24 protein-coding genes and 1 pseudogene are annotated in these 25,933 nt (G+C 45.7%); 2 read left to right on the top strand and 23 right to left on the bottom strand.

The window, feature by feature from the left end; all coding sequences use genetic code 11:
• Positions 1 to 2 precede the first annotated feature (2 nt).
• The 23 genes and pseudogenes from DESOR_RS14210 to hcp form a co-directional block, all read right to left on the bottom strand.
• Positions 3 to 734, bottom strand: a complete 732-nt coding sequence (locus DESOR_RS14210; RefSeq protein WP_014185284.1) for a GntR family transcriptional regulator — start codon at positions 732 to 734, stop codon at positions 3 to 5.
• On the bottom strand, positions 734 to 2,587 hold the full coding sequence (locus tag DESOR_RS14205) for an ASKHA domain-containing protein (RefSeq protein WP_158309038.1): 1,854 nt from the start codon (positions 2,585 to 2,587) through the stop codon (positions 734 to 736). The genes DESOR_RS14210 and DESOR_RS14205 overlap by 1 nt, the downstream gene beginning before the upstream one ends.
• Positions 2,588 to 2,614: 27 nt before the next feature.
• Positions 2,615 to 3,346 (bottom strand): vitamin B12 dependent methionine synthase, encoded by a 732-nt coding sequence (locus DESOR_RS14200; protein WP_014185282.1) that lies wholly within the window; start codon positions 3,344 to 3,346, stop codon positions 2,615 to 2,617.
• Between the two features lie 28 nt (positions 3,347 to 3,374).
• Positions 3,375 to 4,484 (bottom strand): uroporphyrinogen decarboxylase family protein, encoded by a 1,110-nt coding sequence (locus tag DESOR_RS14195; RefSeq protein ID WP_014185281.1) that lies wholly within the window; start codon positions 4,482 to 4,484, stop codon positions 3,375 to 3,377.
• 2 nt (positions 4,485 to 4,486) lie between these two features.
• Complete coding sequence (locus DESOR_RS14190) at positions 4,487 to 5,116, bottom strand: cobalamin B12-binding domain-containing protein (RefSeq protein WP_014185280.1); 630 nt, start codon at positions 5,114 to 5,116, stop codon at positions 4,487 to 4,489.
• Between the two features lie 82 nt (positions 5,117 to 5,198).
• Positions 5,199 to 5,996 carry a methyltetrahydrofolate cobalamin methyltransferase gene (locus DESOR_RS14185; protein ID WP_014185279.1) on the bottom strand — a complete coding sequence of 266 codons (798 nt, stop codon included), beginning with the start codon at positions 5,994 to 5,996 and terminating at the stop codon, positions 5,199 to 5,201.
• 349 nt (positions 5,997 to 6,345) lie between these two features.
• Positions 6,346 to 7,278 carry an AraC family transcriptional regulator gene (locus DESOR_RS14180; protein WP_014185278.1) on the bottom strand — a complete coding sequence of 311 codons (933 nt, stop codon included), beginning with the start codon at positions 7,276 to 7,278 and terminating at the stop codon, positions 6,346 to 6,348.
• A gap of 294 nt (positions 7,279 to 7,572) precedes the next feature.
• Positions 7,573 to 7,767, bottom strand: coding sequence for a hypothetical protein (locus DESOR_RS14175; RefSeq protein WP_148265275.1), 195 nt, complete (start codon positions 7,765 to 7,767; stop codon positions 7,573 to 7,575).
• Positions 7,768 to 7,864: 97 nt separating this feature from the next.
• Positions 7,865 to 9,619: a hydantoinase B/oxoprolinase family protein gene (locus tag DESOR_RS14170; protein ID WP_014185276.1), complete on the bottom strand. Its 1,755-nt coding sequence runs from the start codon at positions 9,617 to 9,619 to the stop codon at positions 7,865 to 7,867.
• 5 nt (positions 9,620 to 9,624) lie between these two features.
• Entirely contained in the window at positions 9,625 to 11,667 is a 2,043-nt protein-coding gene (locus DESOR_RS14165) for a hydantoinase/oxoprolinase family protein (RefSeq protein WP_014185275.1), read from the bottom strand.
• A 54-nt stretch (positions 11,668 to 11,721) separates the two neighbouring features.
• Positions 11,722 to 12,270, bottom strand: a complete 549-nt coding sequence (locus DESOR_RS14160; protein WP_014185274.1) for a helix-turn-helix domain-containing protein — start codon at positions 12,268 to 12,270, stop codon at positions 11,722 to 11,724.
• Positions 12,271 to 12,273: 3 nt separating this feature from the next.
• Positions 12,274 to 13,053: an aspartate/glutamate racemase family protein gene (locus DESOR_RS14155; RefSeq protein ID WP_014185273.1), complete on the bottom strand. Its 780-nt coding sequence runs from the start codon at positions 13,051 to 13,053 to the stop codon at positions 12,274 to 12,276.
• Between the two features lie 17 nt (positions 13,054 to 13,070).
• Entirely contained in the window at positions 13,071 to 14,060 is a 990-nt protein-coding gene (locus DESOR_RS14150) for an ABC transporter ATP-binding protein (protein WP_014185272.1), read from the bottom strand.
• A gap of 11 nt (positions 14,061 to 14,071) precedes the next feature.
• Positions 14,072 to 15,070: an ABC transporter ATP-binding protein gene (locus DESOR_RS14145; RefSeq protein ID WP_242832321.1), complete on the bottom strand. Its 999-nt coding sequence runs from the start codon at positions 15,068 to 15,070 to the stop codon at positions 14,072 to 14,074.
• Positions 15,054 to 16,007, bottom strand: coding sequence for an ABC transporter permease (locus tag DESOR_RS14140; RefSeq protein ID WP_014185270.1), 954 nt, complete (start codon positions 16,005 to 16,007; stop codon positions 15,054 to 15,056). Before DESOR_RS14140 ends, DESOR_RS14145 begins: the two co-directional genes overlap by 17 nt.
• The gene (locus tag DESOR_RS14135) at positions 16,004 to 17,029 is read right to left on the bottom strand and encodes an ABC transporter permease (protein ID WP_014185269.1); all 1,026 of its coding nucleotides are present in this window, start codon (positions 17,027 to 17,029) and stop codon (positions 16,004 to 16,006) included. The genes DESOR_RS14140 and DESOR_RS14135 overlap by 4 nt, the downstream gene beginning before the upstream one ends.
• A gap of 26 nt (positions 17,030 to 17,055) precedes the next feature.
• Positions 17,056 to 18,690 (bottom strand): ABC transporter substrate-binding protein, encoded by a 1,635-nt coding sequence (locus tag DESOR_RS14130; RefSeq protein WP_014185268.1) that lies wholly within the window; start codon positions 18,688 to 18,690, stop codon positions 17,056 to 17,058.
• A 309-nt stretch (positions 18,691 to 18,999) separates the two neighbouring features.
• A pseudogene (locus DESOR_RS30310) lies at positions 19,000 to 19,116 on the bottom strand (radical SAM protein); the annotation flags it as partial.
• Between the two features lie 25 nt (positions 19,117 to 19,141).
• A complete protein-coding gene (locus DESOR_RS14125) occupies positions 19,142 to 19,501 on the bottom strand; it encodes a cupin domain-containing protein (RefSeq protein ID WP_014185267.1) in 360 nt (119 codons plus the stop codon).
• Positions 19,502 to 19,532: 31 nt separating this feature from the next.
• A complete protein-coding gene (locus DESOR_RS14120; RefSeq protein WP_014185266.1) occupies positions 19,533 to 20,159 on the bottom strand; it encodes an HAD family hydrolase in 627 nt (208 codons plus the stop codon).
• A 361-nt stretch (positions 20,160 to 20,520) separates the two neighbouring features.
• Complete coding sequence (locus DESOR_RS14115; protein WP_014185265.1) at positions 20,521 to 21,207, bottom strand: YetF domain-containing protein; 687 nt, start codon at positions 21,205 to 21,207, stop codon at positions 20,521 to 20,523.
• Between the two features lie 257 nt (positions 21,208 to 21,464).
• Positions 21,465 to 21,671, bottom strand: coding sequence for an alpha/beta-type small acid-soluble spore protein (locus tag DESOR_RS14110; RefSeq protein WP_014185264.1), 207 nt, complete (start codon positions 21,669 to 21,671; stop codon positions 21,465 to 21,467).
• Between the two features lie 246 nt (positions 21,672 to 21,917).
• Positions 21,918 to 23,561, bottom strand: a complete 1,644-nt coding sequence (hcp, locus tag DESOR_RS14105; protein ID WP_014185263.1) for a hydroxylamine reductase — start codon at positions 23,559 to 23,561, stop codon at positions 21,918 to 21,920.
• A gap of 282 nt (positions 23,562 to 23,843) precedes the next feature.
• Here hcp and DESOR_RS14100 point away from each other — a divergent pair, with 282 nt between their 5' ends.
• Together DESOR_RS14100 and DESOR_RS14095 are read left to right on the top strand one after the other, a co-directional pair.
• Positions 23,844 to 24,614, top strand: coding sequence for a DeoR/GlpR family DNA-binding transcription regulator (locus tag DESOR_RS14100; RefSeq protein ID WP_014185262.1), 771 nt, complete (start codon positions 23,844 to 23,846; stop codon positions 24,612 to 24,614).
• A gap of 26 nt (positions 24,615 to 24,640) precedes the next feature.
• On the top strand, positions 24,641 to 25,810 hold the full coding sequence (locus DESOR_RS14095) for a DegT/DnrJ/EryC1/StrS family aminotransferase (RefSeq protein WP_014185261.1): 1,170 nt from the start codon (positions 24,641 to 24,643) through the stop codon (positions 25,808 to 25,810).
• The last annotated feature ends 123 nt before the right edge of the window (positions 25,811 to 25,933 follow it).

Raw genomic sequence — 25,933 nt, 5'->3', positions numbered from 1 at the left:
AATCACACCTTTGCAGAGTATGGATAAGAAACGGCACTTAATTCAAAGGCTTCTCCCCTGTAAATTGTCTTGGAAAAACCTAAAGTCCTGCCGTCCTTAGCGTAAAAAGCCCGGTGGATGCATAAGGCAGGATGCCCGGCCAGGGTTTTGAGCAGTTCCCCTTCTTCATCATTCAAGGGTGCCGCTGCAATGCTCATTTCAATTTTGTGGATGGTCACATTCGTATGTTTGGCGACAATCGCCGGGAAATCGGCATACTCAATTTCATTTTCCAGTATCGGCTGTCCCTTTATATAAGGCAGATACTTCATATCAACCCCTACAGGGCCGTCATCGCTATTAATCAGCCGCCGGATCAGAAAGACCTTTGTCCCTTCGCCAACACCCAGCTTGCCGGCGATAATCTCATCAGCACTAATCCGTTTTACTTCCAGCAGCTGATATATAAAGCTGTTTTCGTTAAGAGGGTCATTCTCCTGAAAGGTCAAGGTAACCTGATTCAACTTAGGTTTGGCCACGAAATTGCCAATTCCTTTGATTGTCTCAATCAACCCCGCTTCCAATAAGATGGCCAGCCCTCGTCTTACGGTTACCCTGCTGATACCGTAGTCATTAACCAACTGGGATTCCGATGGCACAGCATCCCCTGGTTTTAATTCCCCGGCTTCAATTTGCTGTTTTAAATCATCGGCCAGTTGATAATAGACCGGCATAAAGTCTCTGTTCGTTTTCATTAGCTCCCCTCCGGAAAGGATAAGTTGTTAATAAATTTTTTCTGAAACCCTGGGTGATTGGCCAGCTCAATAAACAGGGCTTTATTTACGATGGAACGGCAGCGTTCCCGGATAGGTTCTGATAACAGCGCCTTAACAGCACCGGTTCCCGCTGCATTGCCGACGGGGATGACTTTCCCCCGTAAAGCTGAAGGTACCAGGCCAATCCCTAAGGCACTGCCTAAATCCAGGTGATTGCCGAAGGCCCCGGCAATCAGGACCTCCTCAATTTCTGCAAAGGTGATCCCGTAATTCTCCATGAGGATTTCGACACCTGTAAAGATCGATGACTTCACTAATTGAATCTCCCGGATATCTCCTTGAGTAATGGAGATATCCCTTCCTGTTGCGCTGTGTTGCGCCGGTACCAGGACAAATTCCTTTTGGCCATTTTCTACTTTAAGCCTCTTGCCAAGTTTATTAGGCCAGAGGGCCAGCCGTTCCTTGCTGATAAACCGGCCGGAAGCTGTGATCACTCCTGCTTTTAATAATCCGGCAATACCCTCAATAACCCCTGAACCGCAAATTCCCCTGGCTGGCTCATCCTTTATGGTGTGCACGTAAACATCATCGGTTATGGTAACTTGATCAATCGCCCCATTGGCCGCCCGCATCCCTGAGCTTAATTGAGCACCTTCAAAGGCGGGACCGGCTGCTGTGGAAGAGACGAGGATTTTATCCTTATTTCCCAGGACTATTTCGCCGTTGGTTCCCAGATCAATGAGTAAGGTCAGCTTGGAAGTAAGATCCTGATCGACGCCCAGGATTGCGGCTACAGTATCTGCTCCCACGAAGCTGGCGATATTGGGTAATAAGCGGATTCTGCCGCCGGGATTAATTGCTAAGTCAATAACCTTGGGGGGCAGCAGGGGTAGATCCTTAAATACCGGAACATAAGGGCTGATGGTAAGATATTCAGGTGAGACACCCATTAAGAGGTGTTCCATGGTTGAATTGCCCGCTGCTGTGGCCCAATAGATATCTTGGTTGGAAATCCCCTCAGTTGCACATAGTTTTTCTAAGATATCATTGAGGCAATTTCTGATCGCCGACGTCAAAGTGTTTAAACCGGCTTCAGTTCGGGCTGCTTTGATTCTGGAAATTACATCCGCACCATAGGCAGCTTGAGGGTTGGTTTCTGCTGCCGCAGCAAGGATTTTGCCATTATTTAAATCCACCAACATCCCTGCAACCGTGGTACTGCCTATGTCAAAGGCCACTCCATAGAGTGACGCCAGGGTATCTCCGGCCTCAAAGGCTATGATTTGGTCAGAAGTGCGCAGGAGGGTAATCTCGTCAGGCTTTTCAGGCGCTATCCGGGCCAAATCCTGCAAAGCACTGATTGCAATTGAGAGATCCTCCTCTCTGTCTTCAATAGCGCGGATTCCCTGCTGGATCATTTCCTGAAGAGAGTAGTTATGCTCTAAGGTAGGATAAACAGGCCTGAGCAGATTCTTTTTAACAGGCGGGGATAAATCAAAATCTTCTAAAAACTGATCCCCTATTTCCCCTTTACTGCTGACCTGGGCCGGGACCGGTCTTTCAAGGACTAAATCCTCCGCCGGATATACCTGACAAGCCAGGTGCCTGCCATCATCCATAGGTTCAGCAGGATTTCCCAACCGGTCCACTACCTGCCCGCTGAGCAGCTTAATTCTGCATTTCCCGCAGGAACTCTGGCCACCGCAGCTCGCTTCCAGTATCATTCCCGCCTCAGTCAGTGAACTTAGGAGGGTTTCATGAGCCGGTACTTCCCAGGCTGGGGTATTATTGATGTAAATGGTTACCGTTTTCCCGCCCGTTCTCGCTGCCATTTTTTCACCCACTTGTATACACATCTATTATAGTTCCCTAAGATTTTGACTGTCAATACGACAAGAAGCCTTACTCAGCGGGCAAGTTGTCTGCAGGCTGCAGAAGTCGCAATGAGTTTTCCCCTGGAAATCGGGCAGATCAGTGCCTGCTCCCATTACCATGGCCACGGACTTACGCGGTATTATTAAGTTTGAGTCGTTGAGATGAAGTCCGATTTGTTCTGCTTTAAGAAAGTGAAAGATAACCTGCATATCATCCAAGCCTTGCCAATAGGAGTGACCCGGCCCCATTGGAAAGGTTGTTTTCAAGCCTTCACGATGGTAAGTCTCTTCCAGCCGATTCATAGCCGTCATACCAGCCTTAGCTACGTAGACTGTGGCACAGGCATCTAAAGTAAATGTTTCAGATATTTTCCCTGCTTCCTTATACTCTGTGATCCGGTCTTCAATGGCAGTTCCGATGGTTATTGCGATTAAGAGCATCTTGTCGGCTGTTCCGGCTGCTTTGGGCAAGAGGCTGCTGGAAAACTTATAGCCGTCCTCCAGAAAAAGTTCCCCTACACCTGTGCCAGTCACATCAACCTCAACCCAGATTGCCGTTGGCCGCACTAAACCTGCCGCCTCATCGATCATCCGCTGGTGTAATTTCACAGTCCGGGGCTGAGGGGGACGCCGGCTATAATCCGCCCCTTCTGCTTGAAACACTTCATTTAAGGTTATCTCGGGTAAGGGGATTTCCCAGATGACCGGTTCTCTCATTTTCCACTCTCCATCCGCTACGGCCGTGCTATTTTCCTGTAGCAGCAGCGACCATGGCCTGTACGTTTTCCAATTTTGCATCAATGGGAATGTCGCAGCCTGAGTGAAGGATGAACCCTTGCGGTCCTATCTCCTCAATTAACTTGCGGCTGTACTTATAAACTTCATCGGGAGTTCCTAAGGTAAACATGGATGCCGGTACGTCTCCCATAATACACATAGTATCCCCCAGAATTTCCTTAGCTTTAAAGATGTCCGTCATCCCATCTAATTCCAAAATGCACTTGCCTTTAGGGAAAATCTTAAACCGTTCTAAATCTCTGGTCCAATCAGAATCGAAATGAAGAATAGGAATCAAACCGGCCTCGATGGTTTCCGTAATGACTTTTTCAAAATAAGGGAAGACGAAGCGATCCCAGAGGGGCTGGGAAAGCATGGAACCGGCTGAGCGCCAGCCGCCGATCCACATATAGTCACAGCCTAACTCTTTGGTCCCTTGGATCGTTTGCGGAGTCATATAGGGTAGGGCAGCATCCATTGCGGCTTGTACTTTATCCGGAATCTTGTATAGATCACGAACAAATTTTGCAAAGGAGCGTGCACCGCAATAATATTCAAAAGGTACGGAGGCAGTGCCGCCACTCATGACAGGAATTCCTTTATTTTTCCACATTTCCATGATTTCTGGTCCCTTCTGCATTTCAGCCATAATTTGCTGAAACACATCAGCGCCTATTTTTTCATGGAAAAAACTTATCATCCAGTTGGGGTAGCCTTCCGTAATAATTCTGTCATAGTCGTCCTTGGTCATTAACTCAGCTTCGGATACTTGCCATAGGGAATCCTCAGGAAGCTCTTTGCCCGCTAATTTGACCTTACTTAGCCATATTAATGAAAGCAATGGCGGGAACAGACTGCCATAATCGACGCCGTCGGCTCCGCCGACTTTTTTAAAGGTATTAATCATTGCTTGAGCTGAGATAAAACTATCGCTCCCCCATTTTGCCATGGGGATTTTTTCTACCCGAGCGGTAAAGGCAGCCATCTCCAGGATGACTGGTGTGCGGTCCGTTTCTTCAAGAGCAACCGCCTTGGCAATTCGGGCTTTTCGTTCTGCCAATAGCACTTGAGAATCCATTCTTAATTCCCCCCCACAATCGTTTTGCAAGTTTCAACAGCTTCCTGGGCGTTCTTGCAAACGCCGTCGGCTCTCACAAAGTCCTTAACTTTTTCGTCAGTTGGCCCGCCGCCAATTAAGATGGTCCGGCCTTCCCTGAGACCTGCCTCTTCAATGGCCGCTATCGTTCCTTTCATGTTATCAAATGCGGAGGTCAAAAGACAGGATAAACCAACAATTTGAGGATTATGTTCCTTGATGGCCTCCACAAACTTTTCATAAGGGACATCCACTCCCAGGTCAATGACATTAAAGCCGTTGCACTTTAAGATGGTAACCACGATATCTTTACCGATATCATGAATGTCCTCTTTGACCGTTCCCATGACCACTGTTCCCAATGTTTCTGAAGCAGTATTGGCAAAGGCATCCCCTAAAAGACCAGTAGCCTCCTTGAAGACGTCTGCCGACATGATCAGCTCGGAAAGAAAGTAGTCCTTCGCTTCAAACTTCCGGCCCACTTCCTCCATTCCTTTTTGGAGAGCCGCCAGGATATCAAAAACAGGAACCCCTTGGCCATATAAATTTTTAACCCCATCTAATAATGCATCCTCTTCTAATTCCGCAAGGGCTTTGGAAATTTCCTCATACATAGTTTCTTTCTCCTCCTTTTTATCTAAGCAATTACAGGCGAGTAACCTGATTTTCCATTAATAGACGAGCAGCAACCTGTTCCTAACTATACAGGCCTTTGCGGTGGGCTTTTAAATATCCCCTGCAGTATTTATCCTGACCGGTTAGAGCTGTGGCGATATACAAAGCACCCATCATGTCTTTGTTGGTAGGGTCTAGAATATAACCATCCATTCCCATAGCCATGGTCTGCACCATAAACAGCCGGTTAACAAGAGCCCTGTTGGGCAGGCTATAGGAAACATTACTTAGCCCGCACATGAAATGGACCTCAGGAAATACCTCTTTAATAAGCCTGATGCTCTCTAATACTTCCCGGCCATAGGTATCTCCGGCACTGATTGGCTTAATCAATGGATCAAGATAAATATCTCCCTGAGAAATTCCCTCAGTCTCCAATTTTGTAACCAAATACTGTGCTATCCGCAGCCGGTCTTTTGCTGTTTCCGGCATACCGGCATCCTCAATACAGAGTGCTACTATTTTGGCCTTATACTTTTTGATTAAGGGCAGGACATTTTGAAACCGCTTTTCTTCAGCGGTTATGGAGTTGATCATGGGGTTAGGTGCTTTAGCAAGCTCTAAGCCGGCTACCAAGGCTGCGGTACTGGGGCTGTCGATACACAAAGGCAGGTTGCTAACCTCCTGAACTGTATTGACGAGCCATTCCATAATTGCAGCTTCTTCGCCTACCATTGTACCGCAGTTAATGTCTAAGTAATGGGCACCCGCTTCTCCTTGAGCTTTGGCAATTTGTTGAATGTAGTCAGTGTCTCTCTTCTCTACTGCTTCTCGAATCACTTTTCGACTGGTGTTTATTAATTCTCCAACGACGACCATATCAATCCTCCTTTTCCTCTTTCTGGTACACATGTGTACACCTGTCAATTTACAGATAATCAATTCCGTTCAATAGCTTCAGATCTTACTGGTGTACACGTGTTTATGTGATTTACCTAAGCATATTTAAAATTCGCAATATTGTCAATAGCATAAGAACTATATTTTGAAAAAGATTTAGATCTGTAACCAAGTAAATTCATCGGATTTGGTAAGGATTTTTTGAATAAGTTACAGATGGCTGGCGTATACCCGATAAATAAATGATGATGGCCATAAGTTTTGACTGTTACTTCTAACACTCAAAACTTATGGCCATCATCTGAATTTAATATCATATCGTTAGATGTCAATTCGAAATCTGTTCACTTTCTATAGGAACAGGTATTACCCATATTTCCATATAGGCACCATCAGAAGTTGGTCTATAATATTTTTCCGCCGAAAATGGTTGTGTCGTTAATTTGTGCTTGGGGAGCCATGTGCCAAAGAGATATTTCATAGCTTTATCAAGAGCAGCCGTTATAAGTTCTGTAAAGTTTTCAGTTTCAAGAGAACAAACAATATATTCGGCTGCAGGCAATACCCAAGCTGTCAAGGGATCACTAACAGGTGTTTCGCCAATGGCGGACGCACCCGCAAAATAGGTGAAAGTGCCGTTTTTCATATTTCCCATCATAGAGGCGCCAATTTCAACCCCATTAGGAGAAAGGCCTTTTATTTCCGGCTTCATTTTATGAAAACGCTCCCACAATATAAATGGAGTGTCAATGCCTGTCGTTTCACCCACCGGTATTTGATTGGATATTGATATTTGTGCTGTTAAACCGTGATATGTTTCTGGCTTATCCAGTTTTCTTCGTGTGATTTCTATAACAATCCCATCAGTAATTAAGGGGACATTTTCGTCTACCAAAATATAGTTAAGTTGTAAATCCGGCTTATTCACCTGATTAAGGGGAATTGATTTTCTGCGGTATTCTTCCGGCGTGATATTATAAGCCTCCTTAAATGCTCTGGTAAAATTTGCGTGACTTGAAAATCCGTATTCTGCGGCAACATCTGCAATTCTCTTATTATCTTTCAAAGCCTGTGCAGATTGAGCTAATCTCCGTAATCGAACATATTCAAACACTGTTTTTTTGACAAGCCGCTTAAATAATCTTTGAAAATAATAGGGCGATAAGCCGGCAATACCGGCAAGGGTTTCAATGCTGATTTCTTCTGTTGTGTGTGTTTCGATATAATCGACTGATTTTTGTATTGCTTCCCATGCGTGCATATTTTTTTAACACCTCCGTATAACAAGCATAACATGAGATTGTTATTTTCACTTCTCATGCAATGCCCTTTTATAAGCAAATAACCAAGGCATTGCCTGAAAAAAGCAAAGGCTAATGTGTTAAAACTGCCAGTCCCACTTTGAAACGCGCGTTTCAAAGTGGGACTGGCATGGCGATAACACTCTTCAGGATGTTAAGAACAATTTGACACAGTGTATACGAAGAAAGCAAATCTTTTAGGTCGAGGAGGCGTATTTGGGCAATGGGGCTTTTAGCTTGTTGGCGCTTCAAACTTAAAGCGAAGGGAATTGCCCTTTGATTTCATCAATGGATGCTTTAATTGAGGTTATCATCTCATCAATTTCTCGCCTTAACTCTGTTGAGAATTGCATTTTGCTTTTGTCTTCATTGAGTTCAATATACCCTTTGATCACTGTGACTTGATCGCATAATTTCTGACAAAAGGCAGTTACTTTATACTCGTCCACCCATACTCCTCCCCCCATATAAAATGCCCGTCCTAAATTGAAAGGCGCCTTTCAATTTAGGACGGGCCTGATGACATTTTCTTCGAAAGCTAAACTCCTAAATGACCAAGGCCTTTCTCGCTTCGGTAACACCCTGAAGGGTATTGCCCGTCTCATCTACCAATACCCCGTAGATTTCCTCTGCGTCTTTAACGGTGATATAGCCGTTTTTTACATCCAGGGCTACCATTTCTGGCGGACGCTGCAAGGGATTGCCGTAGCCGCCGCCAGTACCGGTGACCATCCGGACGATATCCCCCTTGTGCAGCAGGATTTTTGAGCCTGTGCCGGCCTGAGGCTCATAAGAGCCGTCCCTGCGGATGAAATCAAAGCCGTTGGGAGAACCGTCCTGTCCTCCGTTGTAGCCCCAGGCCGGATAATCAAAGCGCCCGTAGGTTCCCGAAAAATAAACGTTATCGTTTAAGGCCTGATGGCCGAGAATAATGCCGTAGCCTCCCCGGTATTCCCCTGCACCGGCATTGTTGGTGTTCAGGCTGTATTCCGTGACCCGATAGCCAAACTTGGCCTCCAGTACTTCAGCTGGGATGTTGTAGGTTTCTCCATCGCCGGTGCAGAACTGGGCGCTGTCGCCATCCCGATCGACGCCGGCGCCCCAGCCGCCCAAAGTTGGCCCGACATCCACAAAGGGATCTCCTGTCACGGAATGGGTACCGGAGAGTGAATAGGCGCCGACAGTGAGGAAATGCCCTGCGGTCAGCCTGCCCTTTTCCACCACCGGAGCCATGGCTTGCCAAACCAAATCCAGGGCAAACTGCATGGATTCATAATAACAGGATACTGCTGCCGGTCTTTGGGCACTGAAAATGCTGCCTTCCTCGGCAATAATCTCCAATGGCTCGAAGACACCGTCATTGATATCCTGTTCGGGACCGGTGCAGGCCAGGAAAATACTGCGCATAGCCGATATCAAACCGGTGCGGCTTAAATTAATGGGCCCGGAGGTCTGGAGCGCGCTGCCCGTGAAATCAACTATCATCCGGTTGCCCTTGATGGTTACGGCCGTCCGGATCGAAAAGGGTCCGTTGCCCAGCACATCCCGGTCCATAAAGCCGCTGGCGGTGTAGACGCCGTCCGGGATAGCTGCCACCCTGCTGCGAGAGTATTCTGCGCTGTTTTTTAGCAGGCGCTCAATAGCATCCTTGACCGTCTGCTTGCCGTATTTGTTGCAAAGTTCCCGGATGCGCTTTTCGCCTGTGCGCAGACCTGAAACCTGTGCCCACATATCCCCGATGGACATGTCCGGCAAACGGACGTTGCTGCGGATGATTTCAATAACAGCCTCGTTGATAACCCCTCCATTGAAGAGTTTAATGCAGGGAAACTGGAGACCTTCCTGGTAAATTTCACTGGAATCCACGGAATAGCCGGGGTCCTTGCCGCCTAATTCTGACCAGTGACATTTGTTGGCACAGTAGCAAAAAATCTCCCCGTCAATATAAACGGGAATGACCAGACCGACGTCTTGCAGGTGCGAACCGCCGCCCCTATAAGGGTCGTTGATCATAATAATGTCGCCTTCCTTAATATTGCCCTTGGAAGTATATTTTTCAATAACTTCCTTAACCATGGAAGAAAGCATGCCCAAAAAACCTGCAACGCCATTTCCCTGGGTCAGCAGGCGTCCTTTCTCATCCGTCAGCCCGGAGGCAAAGTCCAGAACTTCGTAAATAATGGGACTTTTGGACGTTCTCGCTACCGAATAGAACATTTCTTCACCTATGGCTTGCAGTGAATCTTTAATAATATCCAAGGTAATAAGATCTGTAACCATATCTGTTGTATGCTCTGACATCTTGATTACACCCCCGTTTCAATAATGATGTCGCCGAAATCGTCGATCTTGGCAGTCATACCCGGTTCGATCACAGTAGAGACACTCACCTCTTCGATGATGGCCGGACCTGTTACCTGCATGATTGGCGACAGCTTCTCCCGGGCATAGACAGCGGTATCAATCTTGCCGGTACCTTCAAATATAACCGGCCTTATTTCCAGCACCGCTTCATCAAGAGTATAGGGCTTTGCTTCCAGGATTTTTACAGGCACTTTTTCCACTCGTCCAAAAGAGGCCAGGTGCATATTGACAATCTCCACGCCGCTGTCATCCAGCCGGAAGGAGTAATTGAGCTCATGCTCCTTGTGGAAGGCTTCGATGAAAGTGCCCAGGTTTTCAGGGTGTATATCCTCTGCAGGTACACGAACCTTCACCGTATGATCCTGTCCTATGTAGCGCATATCGAGATAATGGACAAAATAAATATTTTCTCTGGACACACCTTTTTCAGCGTTGTCACGGTATGCTTTTTCTTCTAGTTTCCGCCATTCAGCATTGATCGCCTTATAATCAGGATCAATCAGCCGGGCGTTGTAGGTCTGGATATCGTCGGAGCGCAGATCCGTCATCAGCATTCCCCAGGCCGAAAAGACTGAAGCAGCTAAGGGGATAACCACCTTTTTGATGTTCAGTTCCCGGGCCAGGGAAGCGGCATGCATGGGACCGCCGCCGCCGAAGGCCACCAGGGTAAATTCCCGAGGATCGTAGCCTTTCCGCACCGACACCAGCTTGAGAGCGTTGAGCATGTTGGAGTTAGCCACCCGGATGATCCCCATAGCCGCCTCCTCAGCGTTCAGTCCGTAGGGGATGCCGACCTTGCCTTCGATCGCAGAGTAGACCTGGTCCAAATTCACGTCCATATCAAAATTCTTCTTGGAAAGCCGGCCCACGACCAGATTGGCGTCTGTAGTCGTAGGCTCTGTGCCGCCTTTCTGATAGGCGACGGGTCCGGGAAGAGCGCCTGCGGACTGGGGGCCTACCCGCAGAGAGTTAGTGTTGTCAATCCAGGCGATGGATCCGCCGCCGTTGCCAATTTCCACAATGTCCACTACCGGAACCCGCACTGGGTAGCCGGGAAAGCGTCCGGTCTTTTCAATTTTGTATTCCGTGGTAGTCTTGACTTCACCACCGTCCACGAGGGAGCATTTGGCTGTAGTGCCGCCAATATCAAAAGCAATGATCTTATTCTCTCCCAGCATTTTCCCCAGCATAGCCGCACCGAAGATGCCGGCCACTGGGCCGGATTCCACCATGTTAATGGGCAATTCTTTGGCCTTTTCAAAAGTGGTAGTTCCACCGTTGCTCTGCATGATGTATTTGGGGCAACGGATTTCCATGGTCTCCAGCATTCCGAACAGCCGGTCGATGTATTTTTTGGCCGTGGGTTTGACATAGGAATTTAGCACTGCTGTTGTGCTGCGTTCATATTCCCGCCATTCCTTGGATACAGAGTAAGAGGCAGTGACCTCCACCTCCGGCCAGAGTTCAGCAATCAGTTCTTCGGTCCGGATCTCATGGGCTGCATTTACATAGGAATGCAGGTAAACCACGGCAATAGCTTCCACGCCTTCCTGCTTAAAAATTTCCAGGCATTTTTTTACATCCTCCTCTTTGAGGGGGATAAGTTCATTCCCCAGATAATCCATCCGTTCCTCCACTTCCAGCCTTAAATAGCGGGGAACAAAAGATTCCGGTTTCCGAAAATTGAAATTAAACAAATCCGGTCGGTTGCCCCGACCGATTTCCAGGATATCCCGGAAGCCCTTGGTGGTAATCAGGCCGGTCTTGGCTCCTTTGCGCTCAGTAAGGGCATTGATAACTACCGTGGTCCCGTGGGTCAAATCCTGAATGGCTTTTGGATCAATGGGACACTTTTTAATGACATCGACAACGCCCTGTTCAAAGTTGGGCGGGGTAGTATGGCTTTTATTGAAGCGTACCGTACCGTCTTCCTCAATATAGACGATATCCGTAAACGTTCCTCCAATATCCGTTGCTACTCTCATTTGATTATTTCCCTCCTTTTAATAGCTGTTTGTTAATAGGGAGTTTGCTTGTTTTTAAAATATGGACGGAATAATCACTGTGAACATTTCGAGTTCCGTATCTTCATTGTTGACAATTTTGTGAGGTCGGGTTGAGGGAAAATGGATGGTTTCCCCCTCGTTAGCTGTGTATTCTATACCGTCCACAATGGCTGTAGCCCTTCCCTTAAGCACTAGGAAAATTTCCTCTCCCTCATGGGCGATCTCTTCCATATCCAAAAAATGAGGCGCCATTTTCAAGTAGAAGCTGTCCAGCTTCCGGCCTTCAAATCTTCCGCTGAGTACACTGAATTCCTTATAATTGCGCTGCATACCCAAAAGGAGGTGGGCACGGCTGTTACCCACAAATTCTTCTTTGACATCCGATTCCGAAAACAGCTCCTTCATAGGCAATCCCATGACATCTGCGATTTTTTTCAAGGAGACCATAGTGATGGCCGATTTCCCGCGCTCCATCTGAGAAAGAAAGCTAATGGATAAATTGGTCTTTTCACTTAAATCTTTAAGAGTCATGCCTTTTTGCTTGCGAATTTCTTTAATCCTCATATAAATTTCCTTTTCCAAGTATCACAACGCTCCATTTACTTTGGTGTAATGAGGATTCTCAATTCCCCATTGTTTGATTTCTTCCTGCGGCGGCGTCTCATAGAGGGCTTTTTTACTGAAATACCAGCCTGTTTTTTTCTTTAAGCCACATAAAAATTCGGCATATTTTAAAGGTGCAATATTGGCATCAATGACGGGAACGCCAAACTCCTCCTGCAGTGTTCGAAAGAAGCCCAGCTGAATGGTACAGCCCAATAATATGGCCTCGGCGCCGTCCTCTTCAATAGCTGCCCGGATTTCCCTGCGCATACGCTCTTTTGTATATTCCGGATCTTTTTGCAGTTCAGAGACGCCGATTTCCAGGCTGCGGAAGGAAGCCAGCTTGTTAATATAACCGTGATGAAATACATTATCGCGCATATCGGGAATACATTTCCTGCGCACTACAATAGTGGAAAAGCTGGAGCCAAGAGTGGTTCCGATATGCATGGCCGCCTCAGCCGGAGCTGTGACCACCATCTGCTCGCAGATTTCCCTCGCTTCTCTTAAAAAAGGATCGTAGTAGCACCCAATGATACATCCATCATAGCCGTCCTGCTCAGCCTTTTTTACCGTGTGCAAAAGATCTGCGGCGATCAGCGCTTCGTAATAATGATATTCCAGATGCTGGGGCAGGCCTGGTTTCAGGCTGACCACATCCAGCTGGGTGCCTTCTTCCTTATAGGGCTCCAGATAATCCTTGATTTCCCGGTCCCAATTGTTATGCCCCACTGGATTGATAAACAGCAGCTTATTTTCCATTTCCCCCATACCTCCGGTTAGTTAGAGCTTTTTAAATTATAGAGGTGGCAGCGCACGCAGTGAAATTCATCCGGGTAAGACATAAGAGGATCCTCTGCCTTGCAGATATCCATGACATAAGGACAGCGCAAATGGAAGCTGCAGCCTGGTGGTATATTGACTGGCGAAGGAATTTCGCCGGTAGATTTTACTTTTTGGGGCTTGAGCCGCTCTTCTTCATCCGAGATAACCGGCAAGGAGGAAATAAGCATTTGGGTATAGGGATGTTCGGGCTTATGAAAAAATTCCTCGGTAGGGGCTACTTCGGCAAGCCTGCCCAGGTACAAAATGCCTACACTGGTGGCGATATTGCGCATCAGGCTTAAATCATGGGTTATAAACAAATAGGTCAGGTTCTTTTCTTTTTGCAGTTTTAAAAGCATGCTGATAATCTTGGCCTGGATGGATACATCCAGGGCCGAGGTAGGCTCATCCAGAATGATGAACTTCGGATCACTGGCCAGCGCCCGGGCAATGGCCACCATTTGCTTTTCACCGCCGCCGATGGAACCGGGGGACTTAAACATGTAATTTTCCGGAAGCTCCACCATATTCAGCAGTTCCCGCACGCGCTGTTCCCTTTCTTTACCGGTCCGGCAGATCTTGTGCACTTTGAGGGGCAGTTCCAGAATTTCCTTGATAGTATGATGGGTGTTCAGGGAAGAACCCGGGTCCTGAAAGACAATCTGCATATCTTTTTTCATTGCCAGGGTTCTTTTCCGACCCTTAACATTCAGATCCTGCCCTTGGAACAGTATCTTGCCTCCACTGGGTTCGTACATGCCAATTACCGAATAGGCAATGGTGCTCTTCCCGGAGCCGCTTTCCCCTACCAGTCCTATCACTTCACCCTGGCGGATATCCAGGGATACATCGTCCACTGCTTTGACATAGACGGGCTGGCCGTTCTTTTTACCAATATTGAAGTATTGCTTGAGATTTTGGATGCTCAAAATCGTCTCAGACATTCTTTCCCCTCCTAGATATGCCAGCAGGCAACCCAATGCCCGTCGCCTGCGTCCCTGACCGGCGGCTTCTGCTCCCTGCATTCATCAGTGGCCCGCTGGCAGCGGGGCGCAAAACGGCAGCCTGGCGGCGGGTAAAGATAGTCGGGAATGGAGCCGTAAATACCAGATTGTATGCCTCCGCCGGTCAGACGCGGAACAGCCTCCATCAGCCCTATGGTATAGGGGTGAAGGGTCCGCTTGAACAGGTCCTTCGTCTGAGCGGATTCCACCACATTGCCGGCGTACATTACATTGATGCTGTCTGTCAGTTCTCTGGCCACCCCCAGGGAATGGGTAATCATGATCAGGGACATGTTCCTCTTTTCCACCAGTTCGTTCAGGGTCCTGTGCACCTGATCCTGAATGGTCACATCCAGAGCCGTACCCGGCTCGTCGGCGATCATCAGGTCCCGCTGGGTCATGATGGCCATGGCAATACAGATGCGCTGCTTCATTCCCCCGGAAAGCTGGCTGGGGTAAAAAGCGAAGATGCGTTCCGCATCGGGAATGAAGACTTCATTGATGGCCCGCAGTACCATCTCTTTTTGTTCTTGTTTGGTTTTTCCCTTGCCCTGAGAGGAATAGCGGACAACATCCATCATCTGCTGTCCTATGGTAAAGACCGGGTTGAGGGCTGCCGCCGGTTCTTGGTAGATCATGGATATTTCCCCGCTGCGTATTCCGTTCAATTCCCGTTCGGACATCTCCAGGATGTCCCGGCCTTTATAGAAGATCTGCCCCTCGGGTATGACATAGCGTTTTTCCGGGATAATGCCCAGGATACTTTTGACCGTGGTGGTTTTGCCGCAGCCTGCTTCTCCGACAATCCCCACTTTTTCTCCTCTGCGGACGGTGAGGTTTACCCCGTCCAGAACTTTGGAGTAGCCTTTGTAGACTTTGTACCAGAGCTTGAGGTTTTTTATTTCCAGAATGGGGTTGTCCCCTTCATGCTGCTCATGCATCCTTGCCATCTCCTTTTGAGAGCATATCGCCGATACCATCCCCCATAAAGTTAAAGCCCAGAATGATAATGATAATGGCGATGGACGGGAAGATCGTCATCCACCAGGAATCCGGCATATAGCGGGCGCCGTCCGAAACCATCTGGCCCAGAGACGGTGTGGGGGGCTGTTCGCCAAGGCCCACATAACTCAAGGTAGCGCCAATCAGGATAACCCAGCCCACATCCAGGGCCATCTTGGTGAAGACCGCCGAGAGACAGTTGGGCAGGATTTCCTTGAAAATAATATGGGCCTTGCTGGCGCCCATCAGTTCGGCTGAAATGACGAAGTTTTCATTCCGGCAGGATGTAGCCATGCCATACACCAGTCGGGTATACCAGGGCCACCACATGAGGGTTACCGCAATCATGGCGTTGGTCAGGTTGGGTTTAAGCACCGAGGCCACCGCCAGGGCCAGAAGCAGGGCCGGCACGGAAAGGAACACATCGGTTATGCGCATAATGATTGTATCCACGAGAGTGCCTTTGAGGTACCCCCCCAATATCCCCAGAAATACGCCAACAGGCACGGATATGGCCAGAACTACCACAGTCATGTATAAGGCTCCCCGGAAGGAAAAGATAATGCGGGTCAGGATGTCCCGGCCCATATTGTCCGTTCCCAGCAGAAACTGAGCCGAAGGCGGGTTGTTGGAATGGGCGAAATCCACATAGGCACCGGCATGAGCCGGATAAGGTGTGATATATGGGGCAAAAGCGGCGGCAAGAATAATCAGGACAACCACCGCCAGGCCAACTCCCGAGAGTTTATTCCGGAAAAACTTGTGTCCGGCTATTTTAAGATTTTCCAGGCGTTTTTGAAAATCGCTGGTTACCGGGCGTTCTTCCTTGCGTTTGGCTTCATAGGCCAGGGCTTTTTTGATCTCCGCTTCCCGGTTCTTAATCATTGCTTACCGCCTCCCAACCGTATTCTCGGATCCAGATAAGCAACAATAATGTCAACGATGATATTAACGGCGACAAATATCGTCCCAAAAATGATGATTACACTGGAAATGGCATTTAGATCCTTGGCCAGCATAGCGTTCATTCCGTATTTGGAAATTCCGGGCCAGCCGAAAATCACTTCGATCAGGAAAGCGTTGCTCATCAGGGCCGCTATGTCCATGCCCATGCAGGACACAGCGGGAATCAGGGAAGGCTTAAAAAGGTATTTGTTCATGATCAGTCTTTTGGGAACACCGTAGCCCTCCATAGCAGCCAGGTAGTCCTTACCCATGTTTTCCGTCATGGCGTTTCGGACCAGACGGGCTTCCTGGAACATGCCCCCGGCACAAAGGGCCAGGGCAGGTGTCAGGATATGCAAAAAGGCATCCCAGAAGGTGGAAAAATGACCTGTCAGCAGGCTGTCCAAAGTATACATGCCCGTGATATGGGGCGGTACCGGGATGCCATAGCTCAAGCGGCCCAGTACGGGAATGACCGGCCAGACATAGCCGAACAGCAAAAGCAGCAGAACGGCAAGCACGAAGCCTGGAATGGCAACTCCGGCATAAGAAAATACACGGACCGCCGCATCCAGGACGCTGTCCCTGTGTTTCGCAGCCAGCCTTCCCAAAAATACGGAGCCCATGACCAGAAATACCGCAGCTAAGATGACGACTTCCAGAGTAGCCGGCAGAAACTCGGCCATATCCTGGGCCACCGGCCTTTTGGTCATGGTGGATATCCCGAAATCACCGGTTAAAACCCCTTTGATCCAATAGACATACTGCATGGGCAGCGGATCGTTTAAGTGATTTTCGACCCGGAAGGTTGCCAAAGCCTGCTCTGTGGCCGTAGCCCCCAGGGCCATCCGAGCAGGGTCCCCGGGGACAATGCGGGCAATGCAGAAAATAACAATGGAAAGTCCGAAGATAACCACAATGGATAGGAGCAGTCTATGCAGAATAAATTTCTTGAAATTCATAGTAAACCCACTTTTCTATGTCCTGTTTATTTATTGACGGCAAAGGTCCGGAACAGGAAGTTGTAGCCCATGGCCATTGAGACGGGTTTGCCTTCCGCTGCTCTTTCCATGGCGGGGAATTTAATGTAATCATAGTAAGCGTGCTTTTCTGCCTGCTCGGCAACGGGTATCCCCCAGCAGCTGTCATAAGCTTCTTTCTGCAGTTCCTTGTATACAGAGGCCCTGGCTGTTTCATCGGTGGTCGTCAGGGCATCTTTGATTTTGGTGTCCACTGCGGAATCCTTCAGCCACTCGGTTTGCTGCCAGGTGGAAGCCGTATCGGAATGGAAGCGCTGATAAAGCAGAGCGCCCGCTTCACTGTAGTCACTGGATACGAAGGTGGTCGTGGCATTGGGAGTGGATTCGATTCTGGAGACATTATCCACATGGGTGGCCCAGGGAACCTTCACCACGTTGACTTTTAAGCCGATTTGCTGAGCGGTGGCCTGAATGAGCAAGGCCAGTTTTTCTTCATCCGGCACATCGGCAATCCAGTCGACTTCTACAGGGGTGGAATCCAGGGAATTGGCGTATTTTGACTGCTTCAGCTCTTCTTTGGCCTTTTCCAGATTGAAATCATATTTGTATTCGTCCGTATAGCCCAAGACCCCCTTGGGTACGACGGAGTCGGCCTTGACATAACCGGGGAACAAGGATTGGGTCACCTGGGCGTAATCGATTACATAAGCCAGGGCCCGGCGGATATGCACGTCGTCGGTGGGAGCTTTTTTGGTATTGAGCATGAGATAGAATACGGTTCCGTTAGAGTAGCTGCCCAAATCTACGCCATTGATTTTGTCAAGGGCGGAATAGGCCTCGTCGGTCTGCCATTGGTCGCTGATATCCAGCTGTTTGTTGGTCATCATGGTACGGATGGTGGCAGGTTCGGTATTCATGATTATTTCCACGATGTCAGGGGCATTGGTTTCAAAGGTACCGAAATAGTCTTTGAATTTTTTGAGGACGATCTTGTCCTGTACCTTCATTTCCGAACAGGTATAAGCTCCGCTTCCCGCATCGTTTTCCGCGAGATAGGTTTTGCCGTAATCACCGAATTCACCGTAAGAGCCTTGCGCTTGATGGGACTTCACCAGATCTTCATTTAATATGTACAGCCTGGGAAGTATGGACAGGAAAGGCGCAAAGGGTTTGGAGAGTGTGAATTTTACAGTATAGTCATCCACTGCTTCCGTCTTGGCCAGATAATCCTTGAAAAGGTAGGCAAAACCTTCACCGATTGTCATTAGGCGGTTGGCGCTGAAAACGACATCGCTGGCTTTTAGTTCTGAGCCGTCGTGAAACTTTATCCCCTGATTAAGGGTGAAAGTCCATTCGAGACCGTCAGGACTTACCTTCCATTCCTTGGCCACAGAGGGTACGATTTTATTGTCCAGGTCAGGATACACCAGAGAATCATACATATTGACCACTGCCACACAGGAAGTGTAGTCTGTAATGACTCCAGGGTCGATTTTACCTCCGGGAGACTGAGAAATACGGATGATTTTTTCCCCGGAAGCCTGCTGGCCGTCCGTGGCTGAGGGTGCGGGCGCTCCGCAGCCGGCAAGAAGGGTCAGGATCATGAGTAAGGAAAGGATTGCCGAGATTCTTTTCTTTAGCATGTGAAAACCTCCTCTTTTGTGATTTTTTTAATTTTGTAAAATAGTGAAACTATTTATAAAAAAACAAAAACGCTTTATATCCTATAAAACGCCTTTGTTTGATATTTATATTCGGCACTCTTAGGTGTCCTCGAATAGTCAGTATTAGATTACCAATCTTACTTTTGTGATATTATATAACACCCAGCCTTTTCATGTCAATGAAGTTTTTGCCATTAATTATGCTATTAGTGAAAATTTTTCTGTTGAGAAAAACTATCACTAATAGCGTCATCCCTGAAATATTTGCCGAAACCGTGGTATCGGGGCTAATTCGTTATACATGCTGCAAAAGCTGCATTGGTTATGGCTGCAGCCCGAGGTGACCTGCAGCAGTAAGGATCTTGCCTCGAAGGGCGGGCGATATATGGTGCCGGTGTATTTCAAATGAATCAGTCCTTTTAGCAAAAAATTAAATTCTCTCCAATTTTTCCACAGTTTTATCATTTATTACGTTTCCGGTATTCAAGGTGCTCTTTGGCTCTATTAACAGTACGTGGACTTCCTCATCAGCAACAGGCATGTGTTCAATTCCTTTAGGAATGATGATAGTTTCTCCTTTCCGCAAGTGTACGTCTTTATCTCTGAATTTTATGGTCAATAAGCCTTGGACAACATAAAACATCTCATCTTCATTATCGTGTAAATGCCAGGTAAATTCTCCTTTTAGCTTGGCTATTTTGACATAGGAATCATTGACCTCCCCGATTATTTTGGGACTCCAGTATTCGTTAAAAAGGCGGAATTTTTCTTCTAAATTAATTTTTTCCATTATGCACACCTCATATTTCATTATGTATGGCTTATATGCCTAAAGTTATCAGTTCTTCAAAACTATCAATAACATAATCATATTCTTCAACCTTGCCAAACCCGTATCTGGCATATACAAAGGGGATTTCTGCCACTTTGGCTGACTCGGCGTCTCCATTTGTATCTCCTACATAAATTGGTTTTTTCAGATCATTTCTGACCATGATAAGTTTATTGTTTTCGCCTTTTGACAGCCCTGTTACTCCCCAAGATTCAAAATCACTGAAGTATTTATCTAATTTATGAGCCTTAAAAAAGGCTTGAATATAGCCATCCTGACAATTGCTAACTATGAACAATTTGTATTTTTTGGATAACTTTTTAAGAGTCTCTTCTAATTTAGGAAATAACATACCACCGTGTTTTTCTAAATAAACTTGTTCTGTTTCACAGAATTCTTTCATTAATTTCCTTAGAAAATCTTCATCGAAATCCGGAAATAACTTTATGCCTATTTCATTCATTGGCAGCCCCATGCATCCCTGCATATCTTCAGGTGTTATTACTTTTGTAATGTTTGGATAGTTTGCTAGGACTATTTTCCAAGCCTTACAGATTCCTTCTATTGAATTCCAAAGAGTGCCGTCTAAATCAAAAATAATACTATCGATATCCATTTTTTATTACCATCCTTTTAATAATTACAACTCTAATACATGGGGATTGCCCGTCTTTATCAGTTTTTACATATTTCTTTTCCACATGCTGTTAAATGCACCATATCTAGCTCACCTTCCTGGGGTTGACTTGCCTTTTGCTTCCCAGATAATTTCGCCGCTATATTTCCATTTCCTTTTCTCCTTCCCCTTTGATATGCGATTTATCGTCCTCCATTTAAGTTATAAAACTTAAAAGCCAGTCTCCCTTCGATGTGCATATCAAAGAGGGACTGGCGTTTAAGTACCGCAAGCAATAAATCGTGAAAAATTAACTCATTAATATTCAGTGCTCTTTAATAGCGAAGCAAATTGGTCATAATTATTTACTGTTCTCATATTTGTCAATAAAGATTGTGCCTTCACTCTCAAGCTCGGCATATAATACCTCACTTACTGAAACAATCCCTACTTTTCTCAGTTCATGGTATATCCACTGGTAACTGATATTAAATTCCTGAAGATTGCGTTTGACTATTTTACCATCAACAATTATCTCAACTGGAATCCGGAACTCATCACTACCAGGAATATGCATATCTTGTCTCGTAGCCGCTTGTTGATCCTGCTTTTTTGACACACTGAGATGCCCATTCGTTTCAATTATAGCATAGTCCACGTCTTTGATTGAAAACACATTGCTATTCCTAAGCATTGTAAGTAACTCGTCCAAACTCAACCTCATTTTGGACATTACTTTATGTTGAATTTTCCCTTGCTTTATTAAAACAGCAGGTTCTCCATTTAAGAATGTCCTAATTGATCCTGACTTTAAGCTTAAAAAATCAACAATAATTGTTAACACCGTCCAAAGAATTAAGCTTGCCAACCCTTCCGCAGTAGTTATTTGTTTATCACTTGCAAGCTCTGCGGCAATGTTGCCAAAGGTTATCCCTGTAATATAATTAAAAAATGTAAGATGACTAAGTTGTTTTTTACCTAATAGTCGAGTCAAAATTAACAACACGAAAAATGCTAATGCTGTCCGCGGCAAAATGTCAATTTGCATCTTAGAATCTACCCTCATTTGAATGCCAATTTTGGTTCTTCTCTAAATAGTATTATCTATTCCATCGCCGGGTTTTATTTATTCAGATTGAACACCAATACCCGCTTTGCGAGTTGGCAGAGCGGGTATTGGATGGCGCACCCGAAAACTAAGTTAATTGCCCTTCGGTTTCAGAAATAAAAAAACGCCGAAATTTGTTCCGACGTTTCTAAAGAAGAAGGGTATCCCTCTCCTTTCTTCTTTATTATGGTCTGTAATTATATCCTGTTACCCTGTTTAAGGTGTTCCTCTGCAAATTGAATCATTTTTTTGGTCATTTGCCCGCCTACTGAGCCATTCTCACGACTTGTACGGTCCCCTCCAAGCTGAAGTCCCATTTCGTTAGCTACTGTCCATTTGAATTGATCCAACTGTCGTGTTGCTCCTTGAGCTGCAGGTGTATTAGTGTTTCTTTCTCCTGCCATGGTTATGCCCCTCCTTTGGTGTATATTTTTCTTCCAGTGACTTTATCTTAACCAAATGGTGCAATTTAACACTGGTAATTTCTATAAGAAAAATTCACAGATTTTTACAGAAAGGTCGATTTTACTCTTTCTAGTCCAAATATCCGTCGGCTTCCTTATAACTAACTTACGAAGGTGACAAACCCCAAAAAACGACCCAGCTCAAACTCCTACTGGCGTAAGATTTTGAGCTGGGCCTGGGCTTATTTAAGCCATAAAGATTTTAAGATCGTCTTCTTCGTTTGTGATTCCTGCTATGCCGAAGTTCTCCACCAAAACCTTGGCTACATTTGGAGATAAGAAGGCTGGAAGCGTGGGTCCGAGGTGGATATTTTTCACACCCAGATACAGGAGAGCGAGCAAGACAATGACTGCCTTTTGCTCATACCAAGCGATGTTATAGGAGATGGGGAGTTGGTTAACATCCTCTAAGCCAAAAACTTCTTTGAGTTTCAGGGCGATAACTGCTAAGGAGTAAGAATCATTACATTGTCCCGCATCTAGAACCCGGGGGATGCCTCCAATATCTCCTAAGTTGAGCTTGTTGTACTTGTATTTAGCACAGCCTGCCGTCAGAATAACGGTATCTTGAGGTAATGCTTTGGCAAAGTCTGTGTAATAATCACGGCTCTTCATGCGGCCATCACAGCCTGCCATAACAAAGAAGCGCTTTATAGCTCCGGACTTGACGGCATCCACGACTTTATCTGCCAGGGCCAGAACTTGATTGTGGGCAAATCCCCCAACAATCTCACCGGTCTCGATTTCTGTGGGCGGCGGGCATTGCTTGGCATGTTCAATCAGTGCTGAAAAATCTTTCGCTTTTCCGTCTTCCCGATCGGGAATGTGTTTAACCCCTTCAAAACCAACCACTCCAGTAGTGTAGACCCGGTCTTTATAGGAATCTTTCGGGGGAACCAAGCAATTGGTGGTTAAGAATATTGGCCCGTTAAACGTGTCAAACTCTTTATCTTGTTTATACCAGGCGTTACCGTAGTTGCCGACAAAATGCTCATATTTCTTGAAGGCCGGGTAATAGTGAGCCGGAAGCATTTCGCCGTGGGTGTAAACATCCACGCCGGTTCCTTCTGTTTGGATGAGAAGTTCTTCGAGATCTTTGAGATCATGTCCACTGATGAGAATGGCTGGGTTGTTGCGTACCCCGATATTGACTTTGGTCAGTTCCGGGTTTCCGTAGGTGGTGGTGTTAGCTTTATCTAATAGAGCCATGACATCAACCCCGTGTTTTCCTGCTTCCAAGACAAGAGCTACCAGATCCCCAGCTTCAAGGGTATCATCCAGAGTAGCCACTAAGGCTTTTTCTATAAAGGCGAAGATCCCGGCATCTTGGTGTTGAAGAGTATAGGCATGTTCAGCATAGGCTGCCATCCCTTTTAAACCATAGGTGAGCAACTCCCTGAGAGAACGGATATCTTCATTTTCTGTGGTTAAGATGCCTACAAGAGCGGCTTTCCCTTCGAACTCCTCCGGGGTACCCGTCCAAGTCGCAGCATCTTGTAAGTTCTCAGGTATAGTACCTCCCACACGAATGAGTGCTTGTTTCAGATCTTCTCTAAGTTCGAGGGCAGCCTGGATCCGTTTTATGAAACGCTCTTTATCAAAGTTAGCATTGGTAATGGTGCTGAAAAGGCTTTCCATAATAAATTGATCTACGTCTTTGCGTACTAGATAACGCTCACGGGCTTGAACAGCATAGATTGCGATTCCTTTTAACGTGTAGATAAGGAGATCCTGCAAATTGGCAACATTCTCTGTTTTCCCGCAAACCCCTTTCAACGTACAACCGGTTCCTTTAGCTGTTTCCTGACACTGAAAACAAAACATACTCATCAATGACTCCTCCTAATATTTTAATTTTAATAAACAATCAATTGACTAGGCTAAGTATAGGTTAAATTTAAAGTCTGTTCTGTGATTGTTGAAATACTTTTGGTGTGATAAAAATCACACCACCAACCTGACATAACCGACGAAAGTTCATTATCGCTCCGAATCAGCTACCGCAATAAATCAATCCAATACTTAAAACTGCATAATAATGCTTAAAAACGCATTCTTAACTGCATAAAACAGCAAATTGTATGATATAATCAGATTGAGGAGTTGTTAAGTATGTTTGCTGAAGAACGTCAAGAGCTAATCTTTATAAAATTGAAATCTCTTGGAAGTGTTTTTGCAAAGGAGCTTGCGGAAGAATTTCAGGTTTCCATTGATACTATTCGCAGAGACCTCACTTCTATGGAAGAGAACGGTCTTTTAAAAAGAACACATGGAGGGGCAGTTCTGTTATCTAAGGTTAGAAGATTTCCGATGGATGACCGCATTAGGTATAGTGAGGGAACAGAACATCAAAACGCTGTAGCTAAGCTTGCCATATCGTTTATTGAGGCAGGTGACACTATATTTATCGGCGGGGCCAGTATCCATTATGTTTTATTAAAATACCTTCCTTCGGATCGAAATTATACTGTAATTACGAATTCACTCATTATTGCCGAAAAACTACAACATCATAGTAATATCGAAACCTATATAGTATGTGGAAAAGTTAAAAGTGAAGAAGGAATTGTTGATCCATTGGCGACCGAATTTATGAGAACCTTACGATTAGATACGGCTTTCTTAACCGGTGGAGGAATTTCTGCAAAACATGGACTAAGTAGTTCAACTCCGGAAGGAGCTATTTTTCAAAGAACTGTAGCGGAAGTTTCACGTCGAACAGTATGCCTCGCTAACTTTGACAAGGTAGGAACTGAATTCTTTTCAAAAACTATTGATTTAAAGGATTTAGACATTCTTATTACAGATTGGGAAGCGCCGGATGAAGAAATTGAGAGTATTAAACAGTTAGGAATTAAGGTATTAATCGCAAGTGAAAATTAAAACTACTCTAAAGGAGGAGTTTAATAATGTATAAAATCCCCTTTTCCCCACCGGATATTAGCGAGGATGAAATTGCTGCTGTTTCAGAAGTTCTCAGATCTGGATGGATCACAACAGGACCAAATACTGCTTTATTTGAGCAAGAATTGGCACATTATTGTGGTACCCAGTACGCTGTTGCTTTAAATAGTGCTACAGCAGGTTTGGAACTGATTTTGAAAGTTTTAGATATTGGTAGAGATGATGAAGTAATAACAACGCCTTACACCTATGCCGCAACTTCAAATGTACTGGTTCACCGGGGTATAAAGCCAACGTTTGTAGATGTTAAGAAAGATAGTTTTTTGATTGATGAAGACAAGATTTATGAGGCCATTACGCCGAAAACGAAAGCTATTATTACGGTTGACATAGCAGGAGTACCTGTTAACTACGATGCCATACGAAAAGTCTTAAACATAAAACAACGAGAAGATATTACTTTGATTTCCGATTCCGCACATTCTTTTGGATCGTCATATAAGGGGCATAAGGTTGGAGGTCAAATGGATTTTCATGTTTTTTCCTTTCATGCAGTAAAAAACTTTACAACTGCAGAAGGAGGAGCAATTACTTATAATGACAACAGTTTTTATGGAAAAGATGATTTATATAAGGAATTTAAATATACTTCCTTACATGGACAAAATAAGGATGCCCTATCAAAAACTCAAGCTGGAGCATGGAAATACGATATTTTAACTGATGGGTTCAAATGTAATATGACCGATATTATGGCGTCAATTGGGCGTGTTCAACTTCGGCGATATGAAGAAATGTTGAGAACAAGAGCAGCGCTCCATGAAATTTATAGCCAACTTTTAGGTACAAAAGAATGGGCGATTCTGCCTTTTGAAAAAAACACTGAATTAGAAACAAACTATCATTTATATACTTTAAGACTAAAGGGCTTTAGTGAAGAACAAAGAGATCGTGTAATTCAAATGTTGGGTGAAAAAAATATCGCCGCAAATGTGCATTTTATGCCGCTGCCAATGTTTACACTATATAGGAATCTCGGTTATAGACTTGAAGATTATCCAAATGCACATGCGCAGTATGTAAATGAAATAACACTGCCTCTTAACTCGAAGCTGTCCGTAGATGAAGCTGAATATGTTGTTAAAGAGCTTAATAAGTGCGTTGAAAATTTCTAACGCAACAATCCAGTCTGTGATAGTATCCAGATAAACGGCCTGTCCCAGATTCGAATGCGCATTCGAATCTGGGACAGGCCGTTTCAAAATGAAGCAGGACTGAGGGCAACTACTCCCCCACTC

The sequence above is a fragment of the Desulfosporosinus orientis DSM 765 genome (assembly GCF_000235605.1).
Classification (GTDB): domain Bacteria; phylum Bacillota; class Desulfitobacteriia; order Desulfitobacteriales; family Desulfitobacteriaceae; genus Desulfosporosinus; species Desulfosporosinus orientis.
The sequence above is the reverse complement of the archived record's forward strand: the minus strand, read 5'-3'. Positions and strand labels throughout refer to the sequence as shown.

What these genes read in the sequence shown, in the direction of transcription:
- DESOR_RS14210 (WP_014185284.1), bottom strand. Translation starts at nt 734, where the DNA reads ATGAAAACGAACAGAGACTTTATGCCGGTCTATTATCAACTGGCCGAT.
- DESOR_RS14205 (WP_158309038.1), bottom strand. Translation starts at nt 2,587, where the DNA reads ATGGCAGCGAGAACGGGCGGGAAAACGGTAACCATTTACATCAATAAT.
- DESOR_RS14200 (WP_014185282.1), bottom strand. Translation starts at nt 3,346, where the DNA reads ATGAGAGAACCGGTCATCTGGGAAATCCCCTTACCCGAGATAACCTTA.
- DESOR_RS14195 (WP_014185281.1), bottom strand. Translation starts at nt 4,484, where the DNA reads ATGGATTCTCAAGTGCTATTGGCAGAACGAAAAGCCCGAATTGCCAAG.
- DESOR_RS14190 (WP_014185280.1), bottom strand. Translation starts at nt 5,116, where the DNA reads ATGTATGAGGAAATTTCCAAAGCCCTTGCGGAATTAGAAGAGGATGCA.
- DESOR_RS14185 (WP_014185279.1), bottom strand. Translation starts at nt 5,996, where the DNA reads ATGGTCGTCGTTGGAGAATTAATAAACACCAGTCGAAAAGTGATTCGA.
- DESOR_RS14180 (WP_014185278.1), bottom strand. Translation starts at nt 7,278, where the DNA reads ATGCACGCATGGGAAGCAATACAAAAATCAGTCGATTATATCGAAACA.
- DESOR_RS14170 (WP_014185276.1), bottom strand. Translation starts at nt 9,619, where the DNA reads ATGTCAGAGCATACAACAGATATGGTTACAGATCTTATTACCTTGGAT.
- DESOR_RS14165 (WP_014185275.1), bottom strand. Translation starts at nt 11,667, where the DNA reads ATGAGAGTAGCAACGGATATTGGAGGAACGTTTACGGATATCGTCTAT.
- DESOR_RS14155 (WP_014185273.1), bottom strand. Translation starts at nt 13,053, where the DNA reads ATGGAAAATAAGCTGCTGTTTATCAATCCAGTGGGGCATAACAATTGG.
- DESOR_RS14150 (WP_014185272.1), bottom strand. Translation starts at nt 14,060, where the DNA reads ATGTCTGAGACGATTTTGAGCATCCAAAATCTCAAGCAATACTTCAAT.
- DESOR_RS14145 (WP_242832321.1), bottom strand. Translation starts at nt 15,070, where the DNA reads ATGGCAAGGATGCATGAGCAGCATGAAGGGGACAACCCCATTCTGGAA.
- DESOR_RS14140 (WP_014185270.1), bottom strand. Translation starts at nt 16,007, where the DNA reads ATGATTAAGAACCGGGAAGCGGAGATCAAAAAAGCCCTGGCCTATGAA.
- DESOR_RS14135 (WP_014185269.1), bottom strand. Translation starts at nt 17,029, where the DNA reads ATGAATTTCAAGAAATTTATTCTGCATAGACTGCTCCTATCCATTGTG.
- DESOR_RS14130 (WP_014185268.1), bottom strand. Translation starts at nt 18,690, where the DNA reads ATGCTAAAGAAAAGAATCTCGGCAATCCTTTCCTTACTCATGATCCTG.
- DESOR_RS14125 (WP_014185267.1), bottom strand. Translation starts at nt 19,501, where the DNA reads ATGGAAAAAATTAATTTAGAAGAAAAATTCCGCCTTTTTAACGAATAC.
- DESOR_RS14120 (WP_014185266.1), bottom strand. Translation starts at nt 20,159, where the DNA reads ATGGATATCGATAGTATTATTTTTGATTTAGACGGCACTCTTTGGAAT.
- DESOR_RS14115 (WP_014185265.1), bottom strand. Translation starts at nt 21,207, where the DNA reads ATGCAAATTGACATTTTGCCGCGGACAGCATTAGCATTTTTCGTGTTG.
- DESOR_RS14110 (WP_014185264.1), bottom strand. Translation starts at nt 21,671, where the DNA reads ATGGCAGGAGAAAGAAACACTAATACACCTGCAGCTCAAGGAGCAACA.
- hcp (WP_014185263.1), bottom strand. Translation starts at nt 23,561, where the DNA reads ATGAGTATGTTTTGTTTTCAGTGTCAGGAAACAGCTAAAGGAACCGGT.
- DESOR_RS14100 (WP_014185262.1), top strand. Translation starts at nt 23,844, where the DNA reads ATGTTTGCTGAAGAACGTCAAGAGCTAATCTTTATAAAATTGAAATCT.
- DESOR_RS14095 (WP_014185261.1), top strand. Translation starts at nt 24,641, where the DNA reads ATGTATAAAATCCCCTTTTCCCCACCGGATATTAGCGAGGATGAAATT.